Origin of the sequence: Halobaculum magnesiiphilum, assembly GCF_019823105.1 — an archaeon.
Classification (GTDB): domain Archaea; phylum Halobacteriota; class Halobacteria; order Halobacteriales; family Haloferacaceae; genus Halobaculum; species Halobaculum magnesiiphilum.
In genome coordinates this window covers 139,745-164,651 of sequence record NZ_CP081959.1, presented here as the reverse complement: position 1 = coordinate 164,651, position 24,907 = coordinate 139,745, and the positions used below count along the sequence as shown (strand labels likewise).

The following is a 24,907-nucleotide window of genomic DNA, read 5'->3' as shown; positions in this document are numbered from 1 at the left end:
TCGGTGTTCGAATAATGGCCTCTTCACCATCCGTTCTGGACTCGTCGACGGTGTTGCTCGTCGGGACAGACGACTGGCTCTCGCAATTCGCTACGACGCTCGAGAGGCGGACTGATGCCAGCGTACAACACGTTCGAACCAAGCCAGAGGCCATCGACACCATCCGAACGCGTCCCACGGACTGCCTCATTTGCGGATACACCCTCGATGAGACGGCCGGCCTCCAACTCCTCCGAGAGATACGTGAGGAAACGTCTGTGCTCCCAGTCCTCCTCGGGACTACTGCCGGGAGCGAGGCCATCGCTAGCGAGGCTATCAAAGCCGGCGTCACAGATTACATCGCGCTCACAGAGCCGCCAGCACAGATGACCGACGAACTCATCGAACGAACCGAGCGTGCAATCCGGGCCGCACAGCGGTCGGCCACGCAACGGGACCGGGCCAGACAGTTCGACGCGATCTTCAACGATTCGCGAACCGCGACGTGGGTGCTCGACCCGGATGGTGCGCTTGCCCGTGTGAATGAGACAGCACGAAAGATGGTGGATGAAGCCATCGATACGCTCGTCGGCGAACCGTTCTGGACGCTTCCGTGGTGGTCACAGGCCGATACAACGAACACGGATGTCCACCAACTCGTGGAGAAAGCACAAGACGGGACGTTCGGCAACGCGGTCGTCCCACAGCCGCCAGACGTCGATGACCCGCGCGTTATCGACCTCTCCGTGCGCCCCGTCGAAAACGAGCGCGGCGATCTCGTCTCGATCGTTGTCGAAGGCGTCGATATCACCGAGCGCGTCGAACTCGAGCGGAATCTCAGAGAGTCCGAAGAACTGCACCGGGTCACGCTCAACAACATGACCGATACCGTGCTCATCACAGACGAAGCCGGCGAGTACACCTACGTCTGTCCCAACGTCCACTTCATCTTCGGCTACACAGTCGATGAGATCCGTGACCTCGGGACGATCGACGACCTTCTCGGCGACGACCTCTTCGACCGGGAGGAGCTCGCAGAAGACGGCGTGCTCAAGAACATCGAGACGACGGCGACCGATAAAGCCGGGCGCAAGCACACGCTCCTCGTCAACGTCCGCGAAGTCTCAATTCAAGACGGGACCCTTCTCTTCAGCTGTCGTGATATCACGAAACGCAAACAACGCGAGGAAGCCCTCGCCACGCTCCACGAGACGGCCCGCGATTTCCTCTACGCCGAGACCCACCAGGAAATCGCCCAGCACGTCGTCGACGACACCCCTGGTGTGCTCGATATCGATGCGAGTGCCGTCTATCTCTTCGACGGTGAGGCGAACAACCTTCGGCCCGCAGCCCACTCAGCGACGATGACCGAGCTGAACGGGCCACTCCCGACCGTGCACGCCGACGGGGAAACGCTCCCGAGCTACAGTTTCGTCGAAGACGAGGCTCTGTTCTTCGACGACGTTCACGACGCAGACCGGCTCGAAAATCCAGCAACTGATCTCCGAAGTGCGGCCTACATCCCACTCGGCAATCACGGTGTGTTTATCGCGGGCTCGAACCAGGTCGAAGCGTTCGACGAGGTGACGCGAGAATTGGCCGACCTGCTCGCAGCAACCGCCGAGGCAGCCCTCGACCGCGTCACACGGGAATCACGACTCCGCGAGCAAGACCGAACACTCCAGGCACAAAACGAGCAACTAACCGCCCTGAATCGCATCAATGAGACGATTCGAGAAATCGATCAAGCCCTCGTCCAGGCGGAGACGCGCGAGGAAATCGATCACACGGTCTGTGAGCTGTTGACTGCCGACGACCGGTTCCGATTCGCTTGGATCGGGACGATTGACCCGACGACTGACACCCTGGAGCCTCGTGCCTGGGCCGGGACCGAACAGGGGTACTTGGATAGTCAATTGTTCACCGTCCAGAAGTCGGGTGCAGAACCAGCCGGACAAACCGCAGCCACTGGCGATGTGACGATGGTGACGAACGTCGCTGCTGGTCTCCGTGATGAGGCGTGGCGGAAAGACGCCATCTCTCGTGACTACCTGTCCGTGTTGAGCATCCCGCTCGTATACAACGACCTTACCCATGGTGTGTTGACAGTGTACGCACCGACCCAGGATGCGTTCGACGAGACAGCGATGGCTGTCCTGGGGGAACTCGGCGAAACCATCGCGTCCGCCCTCAGTGCGATTGAACGGAAGAATGCGTTGCTCACGACGTCGATGACACGTGTCGAATTTACCATCGACGACCCGAAGTTTGTCCTCTCACGACTGGCACAGGACGCGGAGTGCACCCTCTCGTATCAGGGGGGCGTCCAGCAGTCCACGGAAGGCAGCTACGTGTTCGTGACCGTCGAAGACCGGGCGGTAACTGATGTGGTAGACGCCGCCTCGCAGCTGGTCGGTGTCGACGACGTGCAGCAGATCAGTGCGGATGGGGAAGGGGGCGTTCTCCGGCTCCGGCTCACACAACCGTTCCTGGCCTTGGAGATGGCTGATCACGGTGCCGTCTTCCGCGAAGCGACCGCTGATCCGACCACGACGACGCTCGTCATCGATATCCCGGACAGCATCGACGTCCGAACAATCACACAGCTCGTCCGTGAGACGTTCGCTGGCGTCGAGCTGCGCGCCAAGCAGACGCTCGATCAGACCGCTGAACACAATCTCTACTCGAAGTTCCTCGATTCAGTAACCGAGCGGCAACTGGAGGTGATCCAGACGGCGTACTACAGTGGGTTCTTCGAGTCGCCCCGTGAGAGCACGGGCGAAGACGTAGCGGAGACACTCGGCATCTCCCCACCCGCGTTCTATCAACACGCCCGGACGGTCCAACGGAAACTGTTTGCTGCACTTTTCGAAGAAAACAATCACCCGGTGGCGGCCTCCACGGTGAAAGTTCAATAACAAACACCTTGATTGAAGCGTTGTTTGGTAATCAACAGCCGATTACTCCCTTATACACTTATTACACCTGTCTAGAGTGCGCCACTCCACCTGGCGACACTCGTGAACTCACAATGAAAGATGTCGACTCTGGATCAGACGAAGAAACCCCCTACGAGTGCTTCGAGTGTGGCAATATCATCATCGCGGAGGATAGCCCTGGCCAGTGCCCCGACTGTAGCGGCCCGATGCGAAACCGTCGTATGCCACTCGAATGACCATGGCATCGAAACCTGATAGCACCCACGACGATTCAGACGACAAGGCAGCTGATTCGACCGAACCCGAATCGGCGCTCGAAACCGCACGCCGCCAGCTCTACCATGCTGCCAGCTATCTCGATATCGACCAGAACATCGTCGAACGGCTCAAATATCCCAAAAAGGTCCACGAGGTGACGATCCCCATCGAACGGGATGACGGCACGGTCGAAGTGTTCACAGGCTACCGCGCGCAGCACGACAGCGTCAGAGGGCCATACAAGGGCGGGTTGCGATACCACCCGGACGTGACCAGAGACGAGTGTGTCGGCCTCGGCATGTGGATGACCTGGAAGTGTGCCGTCATGGACCTCCCGTTCGGCGGAGCCAAGGGTGGTGTCGCCGTCAACCCGAAGGAGCTGAGTCCGGAAGAGAAGGAGCGGCTCACCCGTCGGTTTACACAAGAGATTCGCGGCGTTATCGGGCCCAACCAAGATATCCCCGCCCCGGATATGGGGACGGATCCGAAGACGATGGCGTGGTTGATGGACGCGTACTCGATGCAGGAAGGCGAAACGACACCGGGCGTCGTCACCGGAAAACCGCCAGTGGTCGGCGGCAGTGAAGGCCGTGAAGAAGCTCCTGGACGGAGCGTTGCGATCATCTCGCAGTTGGTCTGCGAGTACTACGACTGCCAGCTCGAGGATACCACCGTGGCAATTCAGGGGTACGGGAGCGTCGGGGCGAATGCGGCCCGACTCCTCGATGAGTGGGGCGCGACCATCGTCGCGATCAGCGACGTGAATGGAGCGATGTACGAACCAGATGGAATCGATACGGCATCAGTTCCGTCCCACGACGAAGAGCCGGAAGCCGTCACCACATACGCCGACACCGTGATTTCGAACGAGGAGCTTCTCACCCTCGACGTCGACGTCCTTATTCCGGCCGCCCTGGGGAACGTGATTACCAAAGAGAACGCGGAAGCGATCGCCGCCGATCTCGTCGTCGAGGGTGCTAACGGCCCGACAACGTCCACGGCTGATTCGATGCTCGCCGACCGGGATGTCGCCGTGATTCCCGATATTCTCGCCAACGCAGGCGGTGTCACCGTGAGCTACTTCGAGTGGCTGCAGGACATCAATCGGCGAGCGTGGTCACTCGAACGGGTGAACGATGAACTCGAGGCGGAGATGCAGGCCGCTTGGGATGCGGTTCGATCGGAGTTCGAGCAACGCGACGTTACGTGGCGTGATGCAGCCTACATCGTGGCGCTGTCCCGCATCGCTGAGGCGCATGAAGCACGTGGGTTGTGGCCGTAGTCAGATGTCCCACCCCGAACCGGATCACGTCGCGGTTGCGAGACCGTGGTCCGGCGCGTATCCTGGGACAGCAGCTTGAACAGCCGCTGCTGTTCCGCGAACGGCCTTGCATCGGCCGCACCAGTGTCGGTTTCGCTCATACGTGATCGATGTCGGTGTTGAACTCATAGCGGCCGTCGACGGTCCCCACGAGCTCACGGTCGCGAAACCGCTTGAGGACGCGGTTGACCGTGTTACGGTAGTTGTCGCTCCGGTCGGCGATCTCGGAAAACAGGTCGCGGCTGGTCGAGGTAGTACAGCACCTCGAGTGCCTTGCCGGTCAGCAGCTTGGGGAAGTGGATGTCGGAGTGCTGGCGAACGAGGTCCTGGTAGCGTTCGACGGCGCGAGCATCCGACGTAACGACTCGTTTTCGCCGGCCGTCGCGTTCCGTGTAGACGAGCCCCTTCTCAACGAGGTCGGCGACGGCACGAGAGAGGCAACTCTCGCTGTGGTCGAGCTTCGTCGCGAGTACAGAGATCGTGTTGCCGCGGACGACCGTGGCGAGGACCTCGAGTTCGATGGGCCGGAGCAGGGTGTAACAAAGTACGAAATTTGTATATGAAGAAGTTTCGAGTAGTGTTACAGTCCGCGGCGCGGGAGCTGCCTCCATCGTCTTAACCAACAATACTATGGATTCGCGGGCCATGTTGGTTAACACGGAGGAGTCGATGTCCGACAAACTCCCGACCCCACCGGCGAATCTTCCGACGGAGATCGTTGACGCCCTCAACAAAGCCACACCGGAGCATCTTCGGGACGCTGCCAGCTACGCCGAGGCGTTGGCCGAACACATGGAGCGGGAAGCTCGTCCCGAGGAGGAGGAGGTGGACGTGGCGGACGTGGAGGAGCGCCGCGATGACCTCCCTGACGACGTGCCGGCGAAGGCAACGATCACGATCAAGGAAATCAACGACAACCGCTACTACTACTGGCAGTGGCGGGATGGGGATTCAGTGACGTCGAAGTACAAAGGACCGGTACACCCGGACGAGTAGCTCGACCCGAGTGGGGAGGCACCCACCCCACCGTTTCCAGTATTCTTGTCCGAAAGATCCTCCCAAGGTGAGGTCGATACTGGGGAGACACACCACTGTTCAAATGAAATCTCATCTGGAGGACCCCGAATAGCCGGTGAATCACGCCTAGAATATAAAGTAGTGTTAATATAACAACAACACTCTATAGGAAAGACGCTAGAGCATCTGAAACGACTATTCACTTACTACTACTTTACTGGTTCACCTAGTTATATAATATACGCGAGTCGTCACCGCTGAGTGAGTACCCGTCCTGCTCTATCGGATACTCCGTAAACCATCGAGTACCGTCCCTGACCCGACCGAAACACTACCCGCCACCCATTCGACCCATATCATTTGAACAGTGGTGTGTGTGTGTCCTCCCAAGACACCAGCCACAGCGGACCGTGCAATTCACCCCAACGAGCCATCTCGGGACGCTTGTCGACTGATTACATTTGAACAGTGGTGTATAATGGCCGTATCATTTGAACGTCGGTGTGGTCACATCCCCGAACCACTGAGCGACAGCATCCACTGGTTTAACGGGACTCTTCGTGGTAAGGGCAAGAGCTAAGTCGATTTCATTTGAACACCGGTCTCATGACGGACAGCGTCTCCGAGGGCGAGTTCAACACCCTCGGTGACTACGCCGACGAGCACGGCGTTGCTACGCCACAACAGCGGCCCGAACGGGATGATCCGCTATCGGTGCTCGACGAGGAGGACCCGATATTCCGTGATGAGTCGATCCTTCGGATCGAGCATATCCCCGATGCCGGGAAGATCGTCGGCCGCAACCGACAAATCGAGGCGATCGCTCAACGGATGAAGCCGGCCCAGCAGGGGAACTCCGGGAAAGGTACCATTGTCCTCGGGAAAAGCGGCTCCGGGAAAACACTCGTCACGCGCTACGTGAGTCGCGAGGTCCAGGGACGGGCAGCTGACAACGACGTCCGTGTCGGCCGCGCGGTTGTTGACTGCCGCCAGCGCCGCTCGGAGACGCAAGCCGTGATCGATATCGCGAACCAGCTCAACGATCCGCAGGCAACCGACATCTCGATCCCGCTGAAGGGGATCGCAACCGGCGATTACTATGATCGGCTGTGGCGAATCGTCGACGAACTGTACGACGCCATTATCATTATCCTCGACGAGCTCGACCGACTTTCACCACAAGAGGAGATGGGGTCGGCCACACGCCACCAGGACGCCGATGACTCCCAACTGTTGTATGAACTTTCGCGAGCAGGCGAAATGGAAAACATCGATGCCGGATTGACGATCTTCGGAATCTCGAATGACCTCAAATACGGCGATCGGCTTGATACGCGCGTCGAGTCGTCGTTCGCCCCCGAGGAAGAGGTCTTCCCGTCCTACGACGCGAACCAACTTCGTGATATCCTCGAGAAACGACGTGATGCATTCCACGACGATGTGCTCACTGATGACGTGATCCCGCTCGCGTCTGCGTTCTCGGCTCAGGACCACGGCGACGCCCGCCGAGCGATCGACTTCCTGCGGCTAGCCGGCGAGATAGCTCGAGATACCGGTGCTGATCAAGTAACCGAGAACCACGTCCGGGCCGCCAACGATGATACGGATGTCTCTCGGATCCAGGATCTTATCGATGGCACACCGACGCAGGTCCAGATCGCGCTCACGGCACTTGCTGCGCTTAGCGAGGTGACGAACGACAACGTGACCGAGTTCAAAGCCGGCGAGGTCCACTCTGTCTACAAACTCTTCGCGAACGATATCGATGCAGAGGCACACACACAACGATACGTCACTGACCTGTTGCGTGAGTACGACACCATGAAACTCCTCTCGATGGAACGAACTGGTGACGGCTACGCGAGTGGGAATGCACTCTGGCTCGAACTCCTTGACGATCCCTCCCTCATCCTCCGGTCGGTCGGGGCTGAATCCCGGCTCCGCGAGCTTCGATTTGATGCTGAGATGCGCCAGGCTGTTCTACAGCGGTTGTCGCGGTAGCCACGCGTCAGACACACCACTGTTCAAATGAAATCTCGTCGATGTGGGGTCTCACAAGAAGATTGGATCCCTCCGCTGGGACCACTGAGGACACCGATGTTCAAATGAAATCCAAAACTAGAGTTGTTTTGGTTTTGCCACACTATTGAGACACCTGAACAGTAGGGGGATGGGTCCAACAGAGGAGGTGATGTCCTCGATATACAACTGGGTCGATCGCTGCCTGGCTTCCTTTCCCTGATAGAGTTACGAGCGCATACCCCCGTCTTCAGGCGGGGATCAAGCGGACAATAGCGTACACATCCACCGGCGACACTACAGCCGGATTTCCCACCTGCTACAGTAGTTTTAACACACAACAGAAGCATAGTGTGTGATACGGATGAAGACCACACGGCACGCGACCTACAACCTCAACTACCACATAGTGTGGTTGCCGAAGTACCGGAACTCGGTACTCGTCAACGAGGTCGCAGACCGTGTGCGAACCATCCTTCACGAGATAGCCGACGACAAGGGTCTCGAAGTTCTCGACCTGACCGTACAACCCGACCACATCCACCTGGTCGTCAGTAGCCCGCCGAAACACGCCCCCTCGCTTCTCGCCAACTGGTTCAAAGGCATCAGTTCGCGGAAGTACAACCATCGCCACGCCGACCACGACGGCGAGAAGATCAAGTGGGCGAGAGGCTACTACGCAGGAACAGCTGGCCACGTCTCCAGCGAGACGATCACGAACTACATCCAGCAACACGAGGAGGGAGATTCGTGACCGAACTCACGAAGACGCTGGAGCTGAAACTGGTAGAGCCGAACGCTCACAAGCGGAGGAAACTCCGAGAGACGCGAAAGGCGTACCAGCAGGCGCTTCACGACGCCTTCGACGCCCGCTGTACCACGCAGACCGAAGCGAACGACGTAGTGGTTGACTACGACCTGAGCGGGTACGCGAAGAACGCGCTCAAGAAGTACGTCCCGCAACTCACGACGACGTACAACGCGGGCGAACTTCACGACGACCACCCCGTTCGCTTCACCAACGAAGGGCTACGCCTCGACCACAAGCCCGGGAACGCAATCGAGTGGTACGTCAAAATCCCGCACCACGAAGACTACCACCTCTGGATGCCAGCACAACCAAATCCTGAGCAGCGGGACTGGTTGGAGGCGCTGAACGCTGGCAACGCGGAGATGGGCGAGAGTCGGCTATTCGAGCGGGACGGGGCGTGGTATCTCCACGTCACCGCCACCCGTGACGTGGAAGTTGGTTCCGAGGCGTCCGCCGAAGACCGGACGCCCATCGGTGTCGATATTGGAGAAGCGTCGCTCGTCACGGTGTGTCACCGCGACGACTGTGATTCTCCGACCGCTCCCGAACTGTGGGCCGAGGAGGGGAAGACCGTTCGTCGGCTTCGCAAGACCTACTTCACCGCTACGAGGCGACTTCAAACTCGCGGAAGCGAGCGGCTCGCTGACTCGTTCGGTGACGATCTGTGGAACCAGATCGACGACGTATTCCACCGCGTCACCCGCGAAGTCGTGGAGTACGCGGAGTCCGTCGAGAACCCCGTATTGGTTCTGGAAGACCTGACGTACATCAGAGAGTCGATGGACTACGGCGAGTACATGAATCGCCGTCTCCACGGTTGGGGATTCGCGAAACTCCACGCACAGATCCGGTACAAGGCCGCCGAGAAGGGCATCCTTGTGGAGACGGTGAACCCTCGCAACACGTCGAAGGAGTGCCACGCGTGCGGTGAGGTGGGGTATCGTCCGAAGCAGGCGACGTTCAAATGTACGAACGACGCGTGTTGGGTAGGCGAGTACCAAGCGGACGTGAACGGAGCGGTGAACATCGCGGATCGCTACCTCAGCGGAGAGAGTCGTTCCAGAGAACACGAGAACGACGATGACTCGGCTGAGGATGGGGGGCGTTTGACCGCCCCACAAGACAGCCAAGCTGATGCTGAACCCCAGCAGGAGACGCTTGGAACGTATGCGTCTTGAAACTACAGGGCCGCACTCGGCCTGAAATCCCGTGGCGGGATTCCCGCGCCTGAAGGCGCGGGAGGAGGTCAATTTAGATCGCGTTCACCGGTGTCTGATAGACGCCATTCCCAGAAGTAGCGATAACCAGTGGCGTGTCGCTTCCGAATTTCAGGGAAGCGCCCATCTATCGCGCTCACAGATATATGAGTCACACAAAGATATATTGATAGCGAGTCCGTGCGTACCAGTATGAGCGAGTTCGATCCAGCTCCTGACTCAGCGCGTGAGCAGCCTCGGTGGCAGGAGGGGACGGACACATTTGGTCGCGTCTACGACGTGGTGCTTGGGCTCACCTCACCGACAGCATACACCGAGGTCGCAGAGCTCGCCGATTGCTCTCCGAACGCGGCGAAAAAGCACCTTGATCGCCTCACGGAGATGGGCATTGCTCGCGCCGATCGCGAGAGTCGTCCAGCTAAGTACGACCGAAACGACGGCTATCTCGAATGGCAAGAGGCGAGTCAGATCGCCGCTGACCTTTCTATCGACGAGATCATCGACCGCGTCGAAGCACTCGAAGAGCGACGGGCGGACTACGAGTCACAGTTCGGGACAACTGATCCGGCTACCGTCTCCGTGTTCGATGGTGGGGATCACGAGACGATCCACGACCGAATGAACGCTGTGAGTGAGTGGCAGGGTGTAGTTCGAGATATCCGGCTGTACGAGCTCGCCCGGCAACTCTCACAGAACGATGGCCACCTGATCCCCGCGTAAGATGAATCCACCTCCCGAGGATTCGGTGGCTGGCTCGACTGGCCCGCCCGATCGACAGATCCTGCGCCTTCTGGAGCGACAGTTGATGTCGGACCCAGTCGTTGCTGAGACCAAGTTCGAACCAGACTCGCACGAACCACGGTTGCTGCGAGCACTGCTCGACGCTGGACGGTATCCTGATGTGGTGGCCGCTGCTCGAGTTGATGTCCGGTGGTTCACGACTGGTGATTTCTCGATCCATTATTTCGAAGACCGAGACGACGACAGCCTCTGGGAGTGTCGCTGGGATCGACACCCGAACGCGCATAACGCCCGTCTCCACTTTCACGAACCACCAACGGGGGCTGAAATCTCAAATCTTGACCTTCTCTCGCTCCACCCACTCGATGTCTATTCTACAACGTTCGAGGCGATTGAGCAGCGCATTGAGTCGCTGTGGTGATCGGCGACCGTCGCAACCGGTTCAGTGAATTCGTTTTGTTCGTTTCGCGTAACGAATACAACGATCTCGTTTTCAGAATTGGGGTGCTGCTTAGTTAACCAACATTCCGCGATTATTGATGGCTGATTGTTGGTTAAGAACGTGGACGCTGACGAGATTCCTGCGCGACTACGTTGATGATGCTTCCCTCCGAACTCCTCGATATGTGTGGTCGAAACTCCCTCTTCATCGACCAGGCCGACCTCGAGGCTCGCTTCGATGCCCAGGTTGTCGCGGACGGCGGGTATTCACCTCGATACAATATCACGCCTGGCGACAACCTACACATCATCACGGCTGAGGCTTCCGACGAGATAGACGCCTACCACTGGGGGCTGATTCCGTTCTGGGCGGACCAGCCCGAGGAGGGTATCATCAACGCCCGCTCCGATACTGCCGATGAGAAACGCGTCTTCGAACAGGCGTGGGAATCCCGCCCCTGTCTGGTTCTCTCGTCGGGGTTTTACGAGTGGAAAGCGCCGAACGGCGGGTCGAAACAGCCCTACCGGATTTACCGGGAGGACGACCCCGCGTTCGCGATGGCCGGGCTCTGGGAGGTCTGGGAGGGCGACAACGAGACGATTTCGTGCGTCACGATTCTCACAACGGAACCGAACGACCTGATGAACTCAATCCATGACCGGATGCCGGTCGTCCTCCCACAAGACGTCGAGTCCGACTGGCTCACCGCAGATCCGGACACACGCAAGGAGCTGTGCCAGCCATATCCGAAAGAGGATCTAGACGCCTACGAGATCTCGACGCGGGTCAACAACCCCGGCAACGACGATCCTCAGGTCATCAAGCCGCTGGACCACGAGCAATCAGGCCTCGGTGAGTTCAACTCTGGATAGGTGACGGCGTCACGGTCACTGTATCGGCGACTTAGCTGCCGAATCGATGAGCGAGTACTCTCATTACGTGACGTCGAGCTTGAGGTCCTCGTACATTCGGTCGAGCATCTCGAGCCCCGACTGGAACTGGGCAGAGTTCTCACGCATATACTCGATTGTCTCTGCTCTCGGGATCACCGGGTACCCTTCGACGTGCTCGATATCGAGTGATGTGCGTGGCTCGAGGACGATCTGCAGCGGACCGTCCAGTTCGTCTCCGGGCTGTCGCTCGACTGCGGTTGGGAGGTCGAAGGACTCAATGAACGCCTCCCAAGCGTCGATGTCCTGCTCACGAACAGCGAGGAACAGCGGATAGTCATCCGGATTCCGCCCAACTTGGTAGCCGCCCTGGGTCCACACGTAGACGGCGTCGATCCGGGTGAATGCGAATGGCCAGTAGCCGAATTGTGGGATGACGTATGCCTCCTCGATGGAGGGTGGACTGACGCCGGCGCTGGCAGCAACGAGCTCGTGGGCTGCGTCGCGTACGTGTTCGTTGACGACACTGAGACCGTTGTCATAGGTAACGTAGCCTGCGTCTTCGAGCCGATTGACGGCCTGTCTCACCGTCTCGTAGGGCGTGTGGAGGTTTTGGGCAACACGACGGATGGAGTCTCCACTCTCGATGGCGAGGATAGTTTGTGCCGCCGTATCGTCGAGCACCTCATACATCTGGTGGTTACCAATAATCCGGTAACTCTTAAAAATCTCACTTGACTGACTATGAAGCACGAACTATCTATACGTCTCGATGGTGGCTGTGGCCCTGTCGGAACACTTGTAACGAGTGTAACGAACTAAACGAACTAGACGAACAAAACGAACTGAACGATCAGAATGAGCAATAACGAAAATGTTGAACGAATTCTGTGGAACGAACTCGTTGAGGATGGGTTGGTTGCCCTTACTCGATGAATGAAACGAGAGATATGATTAAAATGAACAAAACGAACGCATTCCGAGGCACGAACGGGTTTAGGCTGACCTGGTTGCGCTGTATTCGATGACCAGGGTGAGAGAAACGAAGGTAACGAACAGAACGAATGTGTTGATTAAAACGAGTGTATTTGCTTCAACGAGCGTAACGAACAATTGGTTTTAACATCGTAGTAATCCATTCACCGAGCGAAATACCCTCACCGAGCCAAACGAACAGAACGACAATAACGAACGAAACGAACTCAACGAGCTAAACGAAAGAAATGACCGACACCAATACCGCACGAATCACTGTAGCGAATCAGAAAGGAGGCGCGGGGAAGACGACTGATGTCATTCATACTGGCGGTGCACTTTCCGACCGGGGACACGAAGTCCTCCTGGTCGATATCGACTATCATGGAGGTCTCACCTGCTCACTCGGCTACAACGACCTGTATTACGACACCGACCGCACAACGCTATTCGACGTGCTGGATTTCGATCAGATGGAGTCGGTGAACGATATCATCGTCGAACACGAGGAGTTTGATATTCTCCCCGCGAGCGAGAAGCTCGCGAACAACAAGAACATCCAGACGTTGCTCGAGGCGCCGAAGAGTCGAGAGCGACTGGAGATGACCCTCGACGAACTCAATGATGACTACGACTACATCATCGTCGACACGCCGCCCTCCCTGAACGTTCTCACCGACAACGCTCTCGTCGCGACAGGCAATGTCGTCATCCCCGTCATTCCCGAGAAACTCAATGCCAACAGTCTCCAGATTTTCGCAAAGCAGCTGAGCTCTCTCGAACAGGCATACGGAGACATCAATCGGCTCGCAATCGTCTGCAACCGCGTCGAGCAGAACGCTGAACATCGCGACACCATCGAGGAGATTAAATCGGCGTATTCGCTCCCGATTTTCGAGATTCCGAAGCGTACCGATCTCTCCCAGTCGATCGGCGAAGGTGTGTCTGTCTTCGGCTTCGGCAAAGAGAATCAGCGCGTTGAGGATGCCCGCGAACTGTTCAATGAGATTGCGGACCTGTTCGATGAGACATTCGAGAAGACAGCGCCTGAGAAGGTGGAAGCATGACTGACGGCTGGGGCGATGCTTCCGGTATCGAGGGCAACTACGAAGCGGAGGACGATGAGGCTGATTCCAGTGAAACAGTGGAAACCAGTTCATCGACCGAAACAACCGAAACGACAGAATCGACAACAACGAATAAAACGAACGAAACGAACGAAACGAACGAAACGAAGACAAACATCAAGGACGAGTGGAATGGGCGGACGATCTACATCCCGGACGAGGTCCTCGTCGAGATGGAGGATACTTACCTCGAGTCCCAGCTAAAGCTCCGAAAAGCGGGCCAGGACGAATTCAAGAAGAACCGCCACTTCTACCCGTTACTCGTCCAGTTCGGTGTTGAGGCGCTCTCTGATGCGGATGCTGAGGAAATTCAGGCTCGGCTATCGCAACTTGGCGACAAATAACTCAGCTCAAATTGAGTCACGTGATTTCTGAAATATGGGTTCATATAGTGTTGGAATTTGGCGCTAGGAGATTCTAAACCCCTGAATCTTGTCGATAGGTCGTATACATGAGTGCTCCACGGCGGAAATCAGAGACTCAACCTGAGCGAGCCATAAACTAATAAGCGCTATATCAATGTCTGGTGCTGAAGACACAGAGTTTCGGAGTTTGGGATCTGATGCGTGCCTTATTTTCACGACATGTGAGTACGGATAGGCTTTCGTCTGCCGATTAGGAGACGGCCATGAAGTATGTTGCTCAGAAAAGTTTTCTGAGTGATACAATTATAGAACCGCAAGATTGCTCCTGTTTCATAGGCTCTTCGCAAGAACAGAAGGCACGCATCGAATCCATCCTCCGAGGTTGTGGGGTGTACCGCCCCGAGAATTTAGTATAGCGGTATATAGTTTATACTGTTCAGATCAACGCCGTATCTCCCCAAATCAGGCTCAAAATGTGTTGAGGAGATGGATCTCATTATTGCCCAGTCCACTTTTGCTTAACCTTCTAAGCGCAAGTGGTTTCTAGTACCCCCGAGCCCTTGCGTGAGCCGAATGGCTACCGAAGACGGAATCAGGGGTTCACGGGTCGAGTCCGGGCATCCACGAGTCTGGAGGGTGATCTCGACGCATTAGTCGGCCACGTGGCGAAGGCGATTCCGGACGAGACCGGGGGGAGGTCCATCTTGTCGTCGGCGACTTCGTCGAGCGAGCGCAACGCCGCGGCGCCGAGGACGTCCGAGATATCGGCCAGCGGCGGCTCGAAAGTACGCCGACCACCTCGCCAGGCGGTCGTGGGCTCGCGAGGAGGACCCGGACGCGGGGATCACCGGGCGAACGGCCCACCAGTACTACGCGCTCGTCCGCTCGTTCTGAACGTTCCTCGTCGATCGCGACGCCTTCGAGTCAAACCCCGCCGCGTCGGAGGTGGCCGAAGACGCCTCTCCGACCCGTCGGTCGGTGTAAGTGGGGACGACGACCAGCAGTTCTAGAGTGTAACGACGCGCGAGTCGACGTCCGGTGGATGGACTTGCGGACAGAGGACGCGATCGACCATGGTTGGCTCGACGCAGATCGGGCGACCCGCGACCGCGCGATCGTTGCGACGCTCGCCTACTCCGGGGCGCGAGGTTCGGAGTTATTCCGCGACCCCCAGAACACGCGCCGGAGCGGGTTGCGGTGGCGCGACATCGATCTCGATGAGGGCGTCCTCCGGGTCTACGGCAAGAGCCAGGAATGGCAGCGGTCGCCGCTGTTGAACCCTGGAGTAGAGCGCCTGCGAGCGCACCGCCGCCGGCAGGATCCGCCGACCGACGACTGGCCTGTCTTCCCGACCGCCCACTTGCCGAGCCTGTACAACGCGGTCCGCGAGGCCGACGGCGTCGTGGCGGAGACCGCAAAGGACACCGTGTGGTCGCTCCTCCGGGAGCACGAGTTGACGCCGCCGGCGCTGTCGACCACCGGCGCGCGGACGCTGTTGAAGCGGCTGCCGTCTGAGAGCGGGATTACAGAGGGCGGCGAGCCACGGCTCCCAGCATGGGCTCGGCGACTCGAGACTCCACTCTCCATCGTTCCAACTGTGTAATCGCGCTCCGTACCACGGATAGTAATGCGCTCCGACATCTCGGACAGTGTCAGGTTTTACTGCTCGAACGACGACTGTCCCAACTTCTTGGTCACCGACCGTGACAGTTTGAGTCCCCGTGTCAGGTGGTGTAGTTGTTAATTTGATTTGAGTTGTCTCACCGGGGGTGAGCGTTACCTTCTGCGATTCCAATTGCTGGCCATTGACAGACAACGGAAGGGTACGAGTGAGCTCCTCATCTCCCGTACCCTCGATGTCAATAGTTACTGAAATCGACTCTCCCTGAACGAGATCCGTTTGGTCGAGCGTCGCTTCGATGATCGCAGCTTGATCGGCTGCAGTATCTGATTCTGCGCCTGTTGTCGTTGTGTCCTGAGTCGACTGTATACGTGTCTCATCGCTGTTGTCGGTAGACGGCTGCCTACAGCCTGCGAGGATACTCCCACCGAGCGTAGCCGATATCGATAATATAAACCGACGGGACCGCTCTTCAGGCATAGTTCGGTATGAGGACGTGAGGATTGTAAATATCCACTCTATCAGAACCTAAGAACATTCAGATTACAATATTTTAGACTCTCGGTCAGGCACGCTGATTCCGGCCCTGCACGCGCCATGTAGAATCAGTCAGCTCTGAGAGTTATACTGGTCAGTGTTACTAGTCAGTTAATTCATATGAGAAATGGAAAAACACCGACAGAGAATTGTCGCTGGAGCAAGACACTGATGACAGTGTATGCCCACATCACCAGATAGTCCGTGGAGTGCGACTAGTTCAGACATACATGACGCAATCGCGGAGATCGTTTCGACGAATCGGGAGGCTGCACTTGCGACCGTCATATCGGTTGAAGGATCCGGGTATCGTCGTCCGGGTGCCAAAATGGTCGTCGAACCAAAGGGTTCAGTAGCGGGAGCAGTGACGGCTGGATGTCTTGAGGATTCTGTCGTGGAACTATCGGCCACGGTACTTGATCAGGGTGAGCCACACATCCAAACGTACGACCTTACGAGCAGCGATGATCCCGACGCTTGGGGGCTCGGTCTTGGCTGCAACGGCGTTGTTGAACTGTTGGTTGAACCGATAGACGAGAGTTATCAACCAGTCGTAGACGAACTTCAATCGGGGCGTTCCATGACCGTTATCACGACTCTCGAGTCCTCGGTGTCCAGTACGGTCGCTGGTGACCGAGCAGTCATGGGGGAGAATGAATCAGTCATTCCCAGTGTTCGCGGACTCCCTTCACACATTGTTGATGCCGTCAGATCGTCTGGAGAAGACTTCTCTGCACCGGAAACTCGAACTGTTCAAATCTCAATAGATGGTGATCCAGTTCGCATACTTATCGACCGCTTCGAACCGGCACCCAGACTACTTCTCTTCGGTGGCCAGCCAGACGCGGGACCGGTCGTCAACTTGGCAAACAGCGCGGGGTTTGATGTCCACTTACACACTGCTCGCGGCGGTAACGCGGACCCAGGGCGGTTTCCCTCCGCAAGTGAGGTTACGGCGACGCGACCGTCGGATGTAGGCGATCATGTCACTCGGCCGGACCACACCTATGCGATCGTCATGTCGCATAATTTCGTAGACGATCGACTCGCACTAGAGTCACTATTAGAGACTGAAGTCGACTATATCGGTGTAATGGGTCCAGAAAAGAGGTTTCGTCAACTAACCGACGAGCTACCTATCGACGTGGACAGTAATCGGATCGCTGCCCCTGTGGGATTGGACCTTGGTGGGGACGAGCCAATGGCGATCGCATTCAGCATCGTTGGAGAGCTACTTGCAGCCCACAATGGTGGCAGTGGGAGACCCCTCTCGAAGCAGGACGGTCCCATCCATCCACGGTAACACAGCTAAATCCCGCCACTACGACCGATCATACACGAGATGCGCGATTATACGTTGACGTTCGCGTAGACGGTTACATCGAGGTCATCGATTCCAAGTTTTCGTCGTAGCACCTTTCCTACATTACTCTTAACGATCTCATCGACGAAGACATATTTACGCGGTCGCTTGAAGTCGGCTAGGTCAGAACTTTCGCGACAGTAGTCATCGAGCCGTTCGGCCAGTTCCGAAAGACCTGTTGGCTGGGATCCGGGAACGGTCACAAAGGCAGTGACTACCTGGTTCCAACGTTCGTCCTCGAGGCCGACCACTGCTACCTCGTCGATCTCCTCGTGTCCATCGAGCACGTTCTCAACTTCCACTGGATAGATGTTCTCGCCACCGCTGATGATCATATCATCAACTCGACCGACGACGAACAGATCGCCATCCTCATCTCGATAACCAAGGTCCCCGGTGAAGTACCAGTCATCCACAAACGCCTGCTCGGTTGCATCTGGGCGATCAAGGTATCCGTCGAACGCCTCCGGAGAGGTTGCATCGACGATAATCTCGCCGAGCGTTCCCGGGTCAACGGTACGTTCCGGATCGACTGCCTCGTCGCGCTTTGCGTCTACAACGCGTACTCGCGTGTTGATCCCTGCGCGGCCAGCTGATCCTGATTTTTCGTCGATCCACGAACAGACACTATAGGTGTACACCTCTGTACTACCATAGTGATTGACGAAGACGCTTGGTTCAAACGTGTTCCTCACTTGGGCCTCAACGGATTTGGTCATCGGAGTGCCGGCGTATCCCAACCGCTCGACGCTGGATGTGTCCGTACCCTCGATGGCCTCGGATTTTACCAGGTCGTGGAACACTGTTGGGACCAGATAAAGACTCGTCAACTCCTCTGACTCGATCAGATCAGCGGTTTGTTCAGGTGAGAACGAACGTTGAGCTACCCACGTGCCGCTGAGGATCATGGTTGTGACGAGTGACCGAATCCCCATGGTATGGTATATCGGCATAAGCCCAAGCGTCCGCTCCCCGTCGACCCACTGTGACTGAATCGCATGTGCCTTCGCCGCAGTGTACGTGTTCGTGTGCGTTCGCGGAACACCCTTTGGCTGGCCTGTTGTACCGCTCGTGTGTAGAATGATGCTCGTCGTATCCGGTTCGACCGAAGCCGGTTCATGCGGCTCCGCATCTTCAGCCAGCACGGACTCGTAGGGCGAAGCGTACGTTGGAATATCCTCGTCAATGTAGACGAGGTTGATATCCGAATCAAACGATTCGTGTGCTCCGTCGATCGCCTCACGGCCGATCTCGGAGTAGATGATCACATCCGGATCTGTATTATCCACTAGGAACGTCAACTCGTCGGCAGCCGCCCGAATATTGAAAGGTACGAACACTGCACCGATCTTCTGCACCGCCCAGTAGATCGTTCCCGCTTGAACACGTGGTTGCATAACCACGGCCACGCGATCGCCAGGACCGACGCCGAGGTCTTCCAATCCCTCTACTAGTTGATCGACACGCTCGTTCCAATCGTTGTAGTCGTACTCGACACCCTCATCGGGATCGACGACAGCGGTTCGATTTGGATTCCGTTCGACTGATCGCTGAAAGACTCTTCCCATGTGCATGCTTGACTCTCGCACGACGTTGATGATTCACACGAGGGAGTCCATTAAAAACATTCCGCTGAAATACAACTTGTGTTACAGACATACGCTTGTTCCAAATTAGATAACCCACTGAATCGTCTTCCTCGGTCAGTCGCTGCTCTTCTCGCCCTCTGCTTCTTCGATGAGCGACCACACGCGAGGTGGTTTGAGCGGGAGCGATGTGATTTCCACGCCAAGCGGATCGAGCGCGTCGTTGACGGCGTTCGCGATGGCTGCGGGCGCACCCTCAGTTCCCGCCTCCCCGGTTCCCTTCGATCCCATCGGTGTCTTCGGGGACGGGGTTTCGATGTGGTCAGTCGTTACGTCCGGCGCCTCCTTTGCGGTCGGGACGGCGTAATCCATGAATGTGTCCGTTTGGAGTGTCCCACTGTCGTCATATCTAAGCTCCTCATAGAGACTCCCTGCTAACCCGTGGAAGATCCCTCCTTCCACTTGGCCATCTACGATCTTGGGATTAACGATCGTTCCGCAGTCGTGAACTGCGACGTAATCGAGGATGTCTATTTCGCCGGTTGTCTTGTTCACCTCGACTGCAACGAGTTGCACCCCATATCCGTATGAACCTGAAGAGTTGATCCGATCATCTTCGTCAATCGGCCTTGAGTCGTCCATGCTGAACGTGTGCTGGGTTCGGAGGCCGGGTTCGATATTGTCCGGGAGTTTCGATGGATTCCAGTGAGCCGTCCCCGCGATCTCTCTGATAGATATCGCGCCACCGTCGGGCCCGTGTGCACGACCGTCTTCTAATGATATCATCACGGGATCGACATCCAATATTACGGCCGCGATACGTCGCATCTGTTCGGCGATTTGCTCGCTCGCGTTCTTGACAGCGCTGTGACCGACCGTGGCGAATCGTGAGGAGTAACTTCCCGATGAGACGCTCCACGCTTTCTCGCTTGTGTCCATGCCCGAAACGACGGTGATTGCTTCCGGGTCGACTCCTAGTTCATCAGCCGCGATTTGGGAGGCGGTCGTCTCGTGTCCCTGTCCGCTCGGAGCGGAATCGAGTTCGACCACTATACTCGCGTCGGGTTGCACCATCATCGTGACAGCACTGACGGCACCCGACTTGGGGTGCCCCTTCTCACGCTCTTCCGGCGGGAGGGCCACCGAAACGTATCCCATATTAGAGGCCGACGGGTCGATGATCGCCGCACAACCGATTCCTATGTACCGGTTGTTCGCTCGTGCCCGGTCACGCCGGCCGAGATAGTCCTCGTACTCGAAGAGTTCTTTCGCCCGTTGGAGTGCTTTGCTGTAGCGTCCGCTGTCATACTCTCCGCCTGTCGGTGTCCGATATGGGAACTCATCTTCGTCGATAAAGTTCCGTTCGCGGAACGCAGTCGGGTCCATGCCGACGACATCAGCCATGCAGTCTATGAGTCTTTCAAGACCGAAGTAGTACTGGTGACAGCCGTAACCCCGATTTAGCCCAGCTGGGCATTTGTTCGTCTGAACCGCGCGGAATTCCCCACCGAAAGCGTCGAAGTCGTACGCATTCACGTAATTCCCGAGCGGACGGAACGTGTTACCTGGCTCTGGAGCACGAACGTATGCTCCAAAGTTGTCGTAGAGGTCGACCCAGACGCCTAGGATATCGCCCTCCTCGGATACCGCGCCACGCATACGTTGAGTCCGATCCGTGTGACACGCGCTTGCCTGAAGGTGCTCTCTTCGACTTTCGATCCACTTGACTGGTGCACCGGCCTCGCGTGAGGCTATCACTGCTGCCGCGATGTAGGGGTAAATATGCGCCTTGACACCGAAACTTCCTCCACTGTCGGATGGTACCTTGAACTGTAGATCCGCCTCTGACATCCCCAATGCGCCCGCAACAACAGGATGCATTGTGAATGGGCCTTGGAAGTTTGACCACACAGTCGCGCCGTCACGAGCTGTGTCGTACTCGGCAATGACTCCGTACGTCTCCATTGGCGCACTCGTATATCGGGGGAATTCGAACTCTCGTTCGACAACGTGGTCCGCACGTTCGAAGGCTTCGTCAACAGGACCGTACTCCAATTCGCGGTAGTTGGCGCAATTTCCACTGGGATGGATCTGAGGAGAATCGTCGTCCAGTGCTTCGAGTTCGTCGGTAACCGGATCCAGTCGCGTATAGTCGACGACAATATCTTCCAGCGCGTCGGTCGCACCGTACTTGGTCGTCGCTACAACCATTGCCACAGGCTCGCCGTCGTATCTGACCTTATCAACAGCTAGCGGGTAGTACTCGGGCGGATTCTGGACACCGACTGCGAAGGGATCCATCTGCTCTGCGATGTCTGCGCCCGTAAGGACACACGTCACATCTTCACGGCGTTCTGCGGCCGTGGTATCGATATCGTCGATCTCGCCGTGAGCAACCGGAGACCGGAGGAAGGCCACGTGATGGAGATTCGAAGTCGGCTCAAAGTCGTCCATATACTTTCCTTCGCCGCGTAGGAGGCGGTCATCTTCACGACGACCCATGGGTTCTCCGACCGCGGTCGAGTCAGCATCCGCCTCCGATTCCTCTTGGCGGTCGAGGGCGTTACTCATCGTTTCCCTCGACATCGTCTGCGATTTCACAGTTACACCCTTCACAGGGGGTTGAGTCGATCCCTCCGTCGGCTACCGCTGGTTCATCCTCGCGAAGTCGGGCCGCAGCCCACTCGATACTGTCGACGATCGAGGTGTAGCCCGTGCACCGACAGATATTCCCTGAGATAGCGGACTTTATTTCCTCTCGGGTTGGATCTGGATTCTCTCGAAGCAGAGCTGTGGCTGTCATAAGGAACCCGGGTGTGCAGAATCCGCACTGGAGGCCATGGTTCTGCTTAAATCCCATTTGGAGCGGGTGGAACGTCGTTCCTTCACGGGTTTTCATGGCGACCCCGTTCATTTCTGCGCGTTTTGCAAGTCCCTCGACGGTCGTGATTTCGTCTTCATCGACCGCGGCGGCGTACAGCATACAGGACTTCTTGGGAACACCGTTATGTAAAACGGTACACGCACCGCACTTGCCGACAACGCAGCCCTGATGCGTTCCTGTCAGTCCCACCTCTTCACGTAGGAAATGAACGAGAAGTCGCCGATCTTCCGTCTCCCGGACGTACTCTTCCCCGTTGATTGTCACCGATACAGTCGTTGTTGGTGTGTCGTCGGTCATAGCTCCTCCGTTGCTCGATCGTAAGCACTGCTCAGCGCACGCTTCGCGAACTCTCCTGCCATTGCTTCCTTGTACTCCCCTTCGGAGCCCTCCTCATCCGGTTGAACTGTCTTCTCTACAGCCGTCGCTGCTGCGTTGAGCGCGTCCTCGTCAAGCGTCGTTCCTTTGACGACCGACTCTGCGTCGGTCACGCGGACAAGGGGTCCGACAGCGCCAACGCTTACCCTTGCCTCTGTCACGAGTCCGTCTGTGTCAACTCCCACAACTATCGCGACACCCACAAGGGCGTAATCTCCCGATCGCTCGGCGTGTTTTTCGTACGCACTCCCAACAGCTACAGCATCTGGAACGAGCGATTGGAGTTTCGGTAACCGTGCGCCGGTCAGGATCTCCTCGTCATCCATGTCGACGGTGAACATCCCGAAGTAGAATTCCTCGAAGGGGACCTCCCGGTTACCCTCCGGTCCGGTCAACTCAATCGTAGGGTTCAACACCTTCATAACTGGAAGGTAATCTCCGGAGGGATCTGCTTCGGCGAGCGTTCCGCCGAACGTGCCCTGGTTCCTAACGGGCCAGTCGGCGATCTCTCCGATACACTCGCTGAACAGCCGAACGTGGTCCTGAATCGGATTGGCTTGCTGGATATCGGTGTGTTTCGCTAGCGCACCGATTCGTACTTCGTTTTCATCCTCCTCGACATACCGAAGTTCTTCGATGTCCGTGATGTCGATGAGGTAGTCCGGCGAGGCAAACCTCGTTTTCTGGAGTGGCACGAGACTTTGCCCCCCCGCGAGCAGTTCCGCATCGTCGTACGTTTCGAGCGCGTCGAGAGCTTCTTCGACGGTCCGCACCGAAACGTGTTCGAACTTGCGTGGATACATGTGGCGTCCGTCACGTCAAACATCGACTACGTGATGCACGTCAACATCTAGCTCCCGTTGTTGTAACTCTTTCCGCAGTATTTTCCCGACGTTACTCTTGGTGAACGAATCGATGAAGAAGTACTTTCGCGGCCGTTTGAAGTTGGCCAGGTCGGCGCTGTTCCGACAGTGTTCGTCAAGGGCATTGACAATCTCCTCGTAATTGACCACCTCGGGATCGTTAGCGAGGGTAACAAATGCGGTGACCGCCTGGTTCCACCGTTCACTGGGTCGTCCGACGACTGCGGCCTCCGCGACAGCCTCATGTCCTTCCAAGACCGTTTCGACTTCGATTGGGTAGATGTTTTCGCCGCCGCTGATGATCATGTCGTCGACACGGCCAACGAAGAACAAGTCACCGTCTTCATCCCGGTATCCCAAATCCCCCGTGAAGAACCAGCCGTCGACGAGAACATCGTCATCTCTATTTTCTGTGAGGTATCCGTCGAACGCCTCCGGAGAGGTCGCGTCAACAATAATCTCGCCGAGCGACTCGCGGCCGACGGTCGCGGTCGGATTCGGACCACCGTAGTCACTTGGTTCGACGACACGAACCGTAGTGTTGATCCCGGCATATCCCACGCAATTCGGCTTCTTGGACACCAAGTCACAGATAGCGTGCGTGTACACCTCCGTGCTGCCGTAGTGGTTAACAAAGGTCTCAGGATCGAACTGGGCCTGAATTTCGCGAACGGTTGCTGGACCCATGTTGGATCCAGCGTATGTCACGTGCGCGACCGAGGAAAGATCTGACTCCGACGCGATGTCCGACTGCAGGAGGTCGTGGAACACTGTTGGAACCAGATAGAGACTCGTGATCTCTTCTGTTTCGATCAGATCGGCAGTCTCACCAGCTGAGAACCGGCATTGACAGATCCACTTACCACCGAGGAGGATCGTCGTTGCAAGGGTGTGGATACCCATAGTGTGCGACAACGACATTAGGCCGAGCGTCGACTCACCGAGCGACCAGGAATTCTGAATCGCATGAGCTGTCGCGGCCGCATGTGTGTTCTCATGGCTTCTTGGGACGCCTTTTGGGTCTCCAGTCGTGCCACCAGTGTGAAGAATTAGGCTCGGTTTGGTCGCGTCCACATACGTCGGTTCGAACTTAGAGTTACGGCCCGTGTCACGAAGTGACCTGTAAGTCATCGCACCGGGCACATCCGAGTCGACTGTGATGAGGTCTGCGTCAAACTCGTGAGTCATCGATTTGACGGTCTCCGTAACCTCATCAGCGACAACAAGTACATCCGGCGCCGCACTCTCGAGTAGGTACGATAGTTCCTCCGGCGAGACGCGGAAGTTGTACGGAACAAACACTGCACCGATCAGTTGAGTCGCTGTGTATAACGTGGCCAGTTCGGCTCGGTTCCGCATCGCTGCGGCGACACGATCACCAGTTCCGATACTGTGTTTTTGCAGCGCTGCTGCTAGTTCGACGCTCTCTTCAAACCATTCTCGATAGGTGTATCGGACGTCCGATTCCGGATCAACAAGTCCGACTGCGTCCGGCGTTCGCTCTGCCGTCCGTTCGAAAGCCTCTCCCATGTTCATGATTAATGAATATCTTGGCAACTTTCGGTAAAAGTGTTCTG

General features: G+C 57.1%; 20 protein-coding genes and 2 pseudogenes. 14 read left to right on the top strand and 8 right to left on the bottom strand.

The window, feature by feature from the left end:
* The first annotated feature begins 14 nt into the window (after positions 1–14).
* The 3 genes from K6T50_RS16085 to gdhB all read left to right on the top strand — a co-directional run bounded on the left by K6T50_RS16085 (position 15) and on the right by gdhB (position 4,458).
* The gene (locus tag K6T50_RS16085; protein ID WP_222608980.1) at positions 15–2,897 is read left to right on the top strand and encodes a bacterio-opsin activator domain-containing protein; all 2,883 of its coding nucleotides are present in this window, start codon (positions 15–17) and stop codon (positions 2,895–2,897) included.
* Between the two features lie 113 nt (positions 2,898–3,010).
* Complete coding sequence (locus tag K6T50_RS16080) at positions 3,011–3,154, top strand: rubrerythrin-like domain-containing protein (RefSeq protein ID WP_222608979.1); 144 nt, start codon at positions 3,011–3,013, stop codon at positions 3,152–3,154.
* Positions 3,155–3,156: 2 nt separating this feature from the next.
* Entirely contained in the window at positions 3,157–4,458 is a 1,302-nt protein-coding gene (gene gdhB, locus K6T50_RS16075; RefSeq protein ID WP_225935451.1) for a glutamate dehydrogenase GdhB, read from the top strand.
* Between the two features lie 139 nt (positions 4,459–4,597).
* Here gdhB and K6T50_RS16070 read toward each other — a convergent pair.
* A pseudogene (locus K6T50_RS16070) lies at positions 4,598–5,030 on the bottom strand (MarR family transcriptional regulator); the annotation flags it as partial.
* A gap of 136 nt (positions 5,031–5,166) precedes the next feature.
* Here K6T50_RS16070 and K6T50_RS16065 point away from each other — a divergent pair.
* The 7 genes from K6T50_RS16065 to K6T50_RS16035 all read left to right on the top strand — a co-directional run bounded on the left by K6T50_RS16065 (position 5,167) and on the right by K6T50_RS16035 (position 11,616).
* Positions 5,167–5,493: a DUF6788 family protein gene (locus tag K6T50_RS16065; protein ID WP_222608977.1), complete on the top strand. Its 327-nt coding sequence runs from the start codon at positions 5,167–5,169 to the stop codon at positions 5,491–5,493.
* 627 nt (positions 5,494–6,120) lie between these two features.
* Positions 6,121–7,515 carry a Cdc6/Cdc18 family protein gene (locus K6T50_RS16060; protein WP_222608976.1) on the top strand — a complete coding sequence of 465 codons (1,395 nt, stop codon included), beginning with the start codon at positions 6,121–6,123 and terminating at the stop codon, positions 7,513–7,515.
* 382 nt (positions 7,516–7,897) lie between these two features.
* Entirely contained in the window at positions 7,898–8,287 is a 390-nt protein-coding gene (gene tnpA / locus K6T50_RS16055; RefSeq protein WP_222608975.1) for an IS200/IS605 family transposase, read from the top strand.
* Positions 8,284–9,522, top strand: coding sequence for an RNA-guided endonuclease InsQ/TnpB family protein (locus K6T50_RS16050; RefSeq protein WP_222608974.1), 1,239 nt, complete (start codon positions 8,284–8,286; stop codon positions 9,520–9,522). Before tnpA ends, K6T50_RS16050 begins: the two co-directional genes overlap by 4 nt.
* A gap of 231 nt (positions 9,523–9,753) precedes the next feature.
* Positions 9,754–10,281: a DUF7342 family protein gene (locus tag K6T50_RS16045; RefSeq protein ID WP_222608973.1), complete on the top strand. Its 528-nt coding sequence runs from the start codon at positions 9,754–9,756 to the stop codon at positions 10,279–10,281.
* Position 10,282: 1 nt separating this feature from the next.
* Positions 10,283–10,723 carry a toxin-antitoxin system TumE family protein gene (locus K6T50_RS16040; RefSeq protein ID WP_222608972.1) on the top strand — a complete coding sequence of 147 codons (441 nt, stop codon included), beginning with the start codon at positions 10,283–10,285 and terminating at the stop codon, positions 10,721–10,723.
* Between the two features lie 203 nt (positions 10,724–10,926).
* Positions 10,927–11,616, top strand: a complete 690-nt coding sequence (locus K6T50_RS16035; protein ID WP_222609160.1) for an SOS response-associated peptidase — start codon at positions 10,927–10,929, stop codon at positions 11,614–11,616.
* A 63-nt stretch (positions 11,617–11,679) separates the two neighbouring features.
* Here the strand turns inward: K6T50_RS16035 and K6T50_RS16030 are convergent, their stop codons facing one another.
* Entirely contained in the window at positions 11,680–12,327 is a 648-nt protein-coding gene (locus K6T50_RS16030) for a helix-turn-helix domain-containing protein (protein WP_222608971.1), read from the bottom strand.
* Between the two features lie 530 nt (positions 12,328–12,857).
* Here K6T50_RS16030 and K6T50_RS16025 point away from each other — a divergent pair.
* From K6T50_RS16025 to K6T50_RS16015, 3 genes are all read left to right on the top strand, one after another.
* Positions 12,858–13,676, top strand: coding sequence for a ParA family protein (locus K6T50_RS16025; protein WP_222608970.1), 819 nt, complete (start codon positions 12,858–12,860; stop codon positions 13,674–13,676).
* The gene (locus tag K6T50_RS16020; RefSeq protein WP_222608969.1) at positions 13,673–14,080 is read left to right on the top strand and encodes a DUF8160 family protein; all 408 of its coding nucleotides are present in this window, start codon (positions 13,673–13,675) and stop codon (positions 14,078–14,080) included. The genes K6T50_RS16025 and K6T50_RS16020 overlap by 4 nt, the downstream gene beginning before the upstream one ends.
* Positions 14,081–15,143: 1,063 nt before the next feature.
* Positions 15,144–15,704, top strand: coding sequence for a site-specific integrase (locus K6T50_RS16015; protein WP_222608968.1), 561 nt, complete (start codon positions 15,144–15,146; stop codon positions 15,702–15,704).
* A gap of 105 nt (positions 15,705–15,809) precedes the next feature.
* Here K6T50_RS16015 and K6T50_RS19315 read toward each other — a convergent pair.
* Positions 15,810–16,202 (bottom strand): annotated as a pseudogene (locus K6T50_RS19315) (CARDB domain-containing protein); the annotation flags it as partial.
* A 238-nt stretch (positions 16,203–16,440) separates the two neighbouring features.
* Between K6T50_RS19315 and K6T50_RS16010 the strand changes: the two are divergent.
* Positions 16,441–17,562 (top strand): XdhC family protein, encoded by a 1,122-nt coding sequence (locus K6T50_RS16010; protein WP_222608967.1) that lies wholly within the window; start codon positions 16,441–16,443, stop codon positions 17,560–17,562.
* 47 nt (positions 17,563–17,609) lie between these two features.
* Here K6T50_RS16010 and K6T50_RS16005 read toward each other — a convergent pair whose 3' ends face one another.
* From K6T50_RS16005 to K6T50_RS15985, 5 genes are all read right to left on the bottom strand, one after another.
* Positions 17,610–19,196 (bottom strand): AMP-binding protein, encoded by a 1,587-nt coding sequence (locus tag K6T50_RS16005; RefSeq protein ID WP_222608966.1) that lies wholly within the window; start codon positions 19,194–19,196, stop codon positions 17,610–17,612.
* A gap of 129 nt (positions 19,197–19,325) precedes the next feature.
* Positions 19,326–21,779 carry a xanthine dehydrogenase family protein molybdopterin-binding subunit gene (locus K6T50_RS16000; protein ID WP_222608965.1) on the bottom strand — a complete coding sequence of 818 codons (2,454 nt, stop codon included), beginning with the start codon at positions 21,777–21,779 and terminating at the stop codon, positions 19,326–19,328.
* Positions 21,772–22,389 (bottom strand): (2Fe-2S)-binding protein, encoded by a 618-nt coding sequence (locus K6T50_RS15995; RefSeq protein WP_222608964.1) that lies wholly within the window; start codon positions 22,387–22,389, stop codon positions 21,772–21,774. The genes K6T50_RS16000 and K6T50_RS15995 overlap by 8 nt, the downstream gene beginning before the upstream one ends.
* Entirely contained in the window at positions 22,386–23,270 is an 885-nt protein-coding gene (locus K6T50_RS15990) for an FAD binding domain-containing protein (protein WP_222608963.1), read from the bottom strand. The genes K6T50_RS15995 and K6T50_RS15990 overlap by 4 nt, the downstream gene beginning before the upstream one ends.
* Before the next feature lie 15 nt (positions 23,271–23,285).
* Positions 23,286–24,866, bottom strand: coding sequence for a class I adenylate-forming enzyme family protein (locus K6T50_RS15985; protein ID WP_222608962.1), 1,581 nt, complete (start codon positions 24,864–24,866; stop codon positions 23,286–23,288).
* Positions 24,867–24,907 lie beyond the last annotated feature (41 nt).

What these genes read in the sequence shown, in the direction of transcription:
- K6T50_RS16080 (WP_222608979.1), top strand. Translation starts at nt 3,011, where the DNA reads ATGAAAGATGTCGACTCTGGATCAGACGAAGAAACCCCCTACGAGTGC.
- K6T50_RS16085 (WP_222608980.1), top strand. Translation starts at nt 15, where the DNA reads ATGGCCTCTTCACCATCCGTTCTGGACTCGTCGACGGTGTTGCTCGTC.
- K6T50_RS16065 (WP_222608977.1), top strand. Translation starts at nt 5,167, where the DNA reads ATGTCCGACAAACTCCCGACCCCACCGGCGAATCTTCCGACGGAGATC.
- K6T50_RS16060 (WP_222608976.1), top strand. Translation starts at nt 6,121, where the DNA reads ATGACGGACAGCGTCTCCGAGGGCGAGTTCAACACCCTCGGTGACTAC.
- K6T50_RS16015 (WP_222608968.1), top strand. Translation starts at nt 15,144, where the DNA reads ATGGACTTGCGGACAGAGGACGCGATCGACCATGGTTGGCTCGACGCA.
- K6T50_RS15995 (WP_222608964.1), bottom strand. Translation starts at nt 22,389, where the DNA reads ATGACCGACGACACACCAACAACGACTGTATCGGTGACAATCAACGGG.
- K6T50_RS15985 (WP_222608962.1), bottom strand. Translation starts at nt 24,866, where the DNA reads ATGAACATGGGAGAGGCTTTCGAACGGACGGCAGAGCGAACGCCGGAC.
- K6T50_RS16005 (WP_222608966.1), bottom strand. Translation starts at nt 19,196, where the DNA reads ATGCACATGGGAAGAGTCTTTCAGCGATCAGTCGAACGGAATCCAAAT.
- K6T50_RS15990 (WP_222608963.1), bottom strand. Translation starts at nt 23,270, where the DNA reads ATGTATCCACGCAAGTTCGAACACGTTTCGGTGCGGACCGTCGAAGAA.
- tnpA (WP_222608975.1), top strand. Translation starts at nt 7,898, where the DNA reads ATGAAGACCACACGGCACGCGACCTACAACCTCAACTACCACATAGTG.
- K6T50_RS16020 (WP_222608969.1), top strand. Translation starts at nt 13,673, where the DNA reads ATGACTGACGGCTGGGGCGATGCTTCCGGTATCGAGGGCAACTACGAA.
- K6T50_RS16030 (WP_222608971.1), bottom strand. Translation starts at nt 12,327, where the DNA reads ATGTATGAGGTGCTCGACGATACGGCGGCACAAACTATCCTCGCCATC.
- K6T50_RS16045 (WP_222608973.1), top strand. Translation starts at nt 9,754, where the DNA reads ATGAGCGAGTTCGATCCAGCTCCTGACTCAGCGCGTGAGCAGCCTCGG.
- K6T50_RS16000 (WP_222608965.1), bottom strand. Translation starts at nt 21,779, where the DNA reads ATGAGTAACGCCCTCGACCGCCAAGAGGAATCGGAGGCGGATGCTGAC.
- K6T50_RS16010 (WP_222608967.1), top strand. Translation starts at nt 16,441, where the DNA reads ATGCCCACATCACCAGATAGTCCGTGGAGTGCGACTAGTTCAGACATA.
- K6T50_RS16035 (WP_222609160.1), top strand. Translation starts at nt 10,927, where the DNA reads ATGTGTGGTCGAAACTCCCTCTTCATCGACCAGGCCGACCTCGAGGCT.
- gdhB (WP_225935451.1), top strand. Translation starts at nt 3,157, where the DNA reads ATGGCATCGAAACCTGATAGCACCCACGACGATTCAGACGACAAGGCA.
- K6T50_RS16025 (WP_222608970.1), top strand. Translation starts at nt 12,858, where the DNA reads ATGACCGACACCAATACCGCACGAATCACTGTAGCGAATCAGAAAGGA.
- K6T50_RS16040 (WP_222608972.1), top strand. Translation starts at nt 10,283, where the DNA reads ATGAATCCACCTCCCGAGGATTCGGTGGCTGGCTCGACTGGCCCGCCC.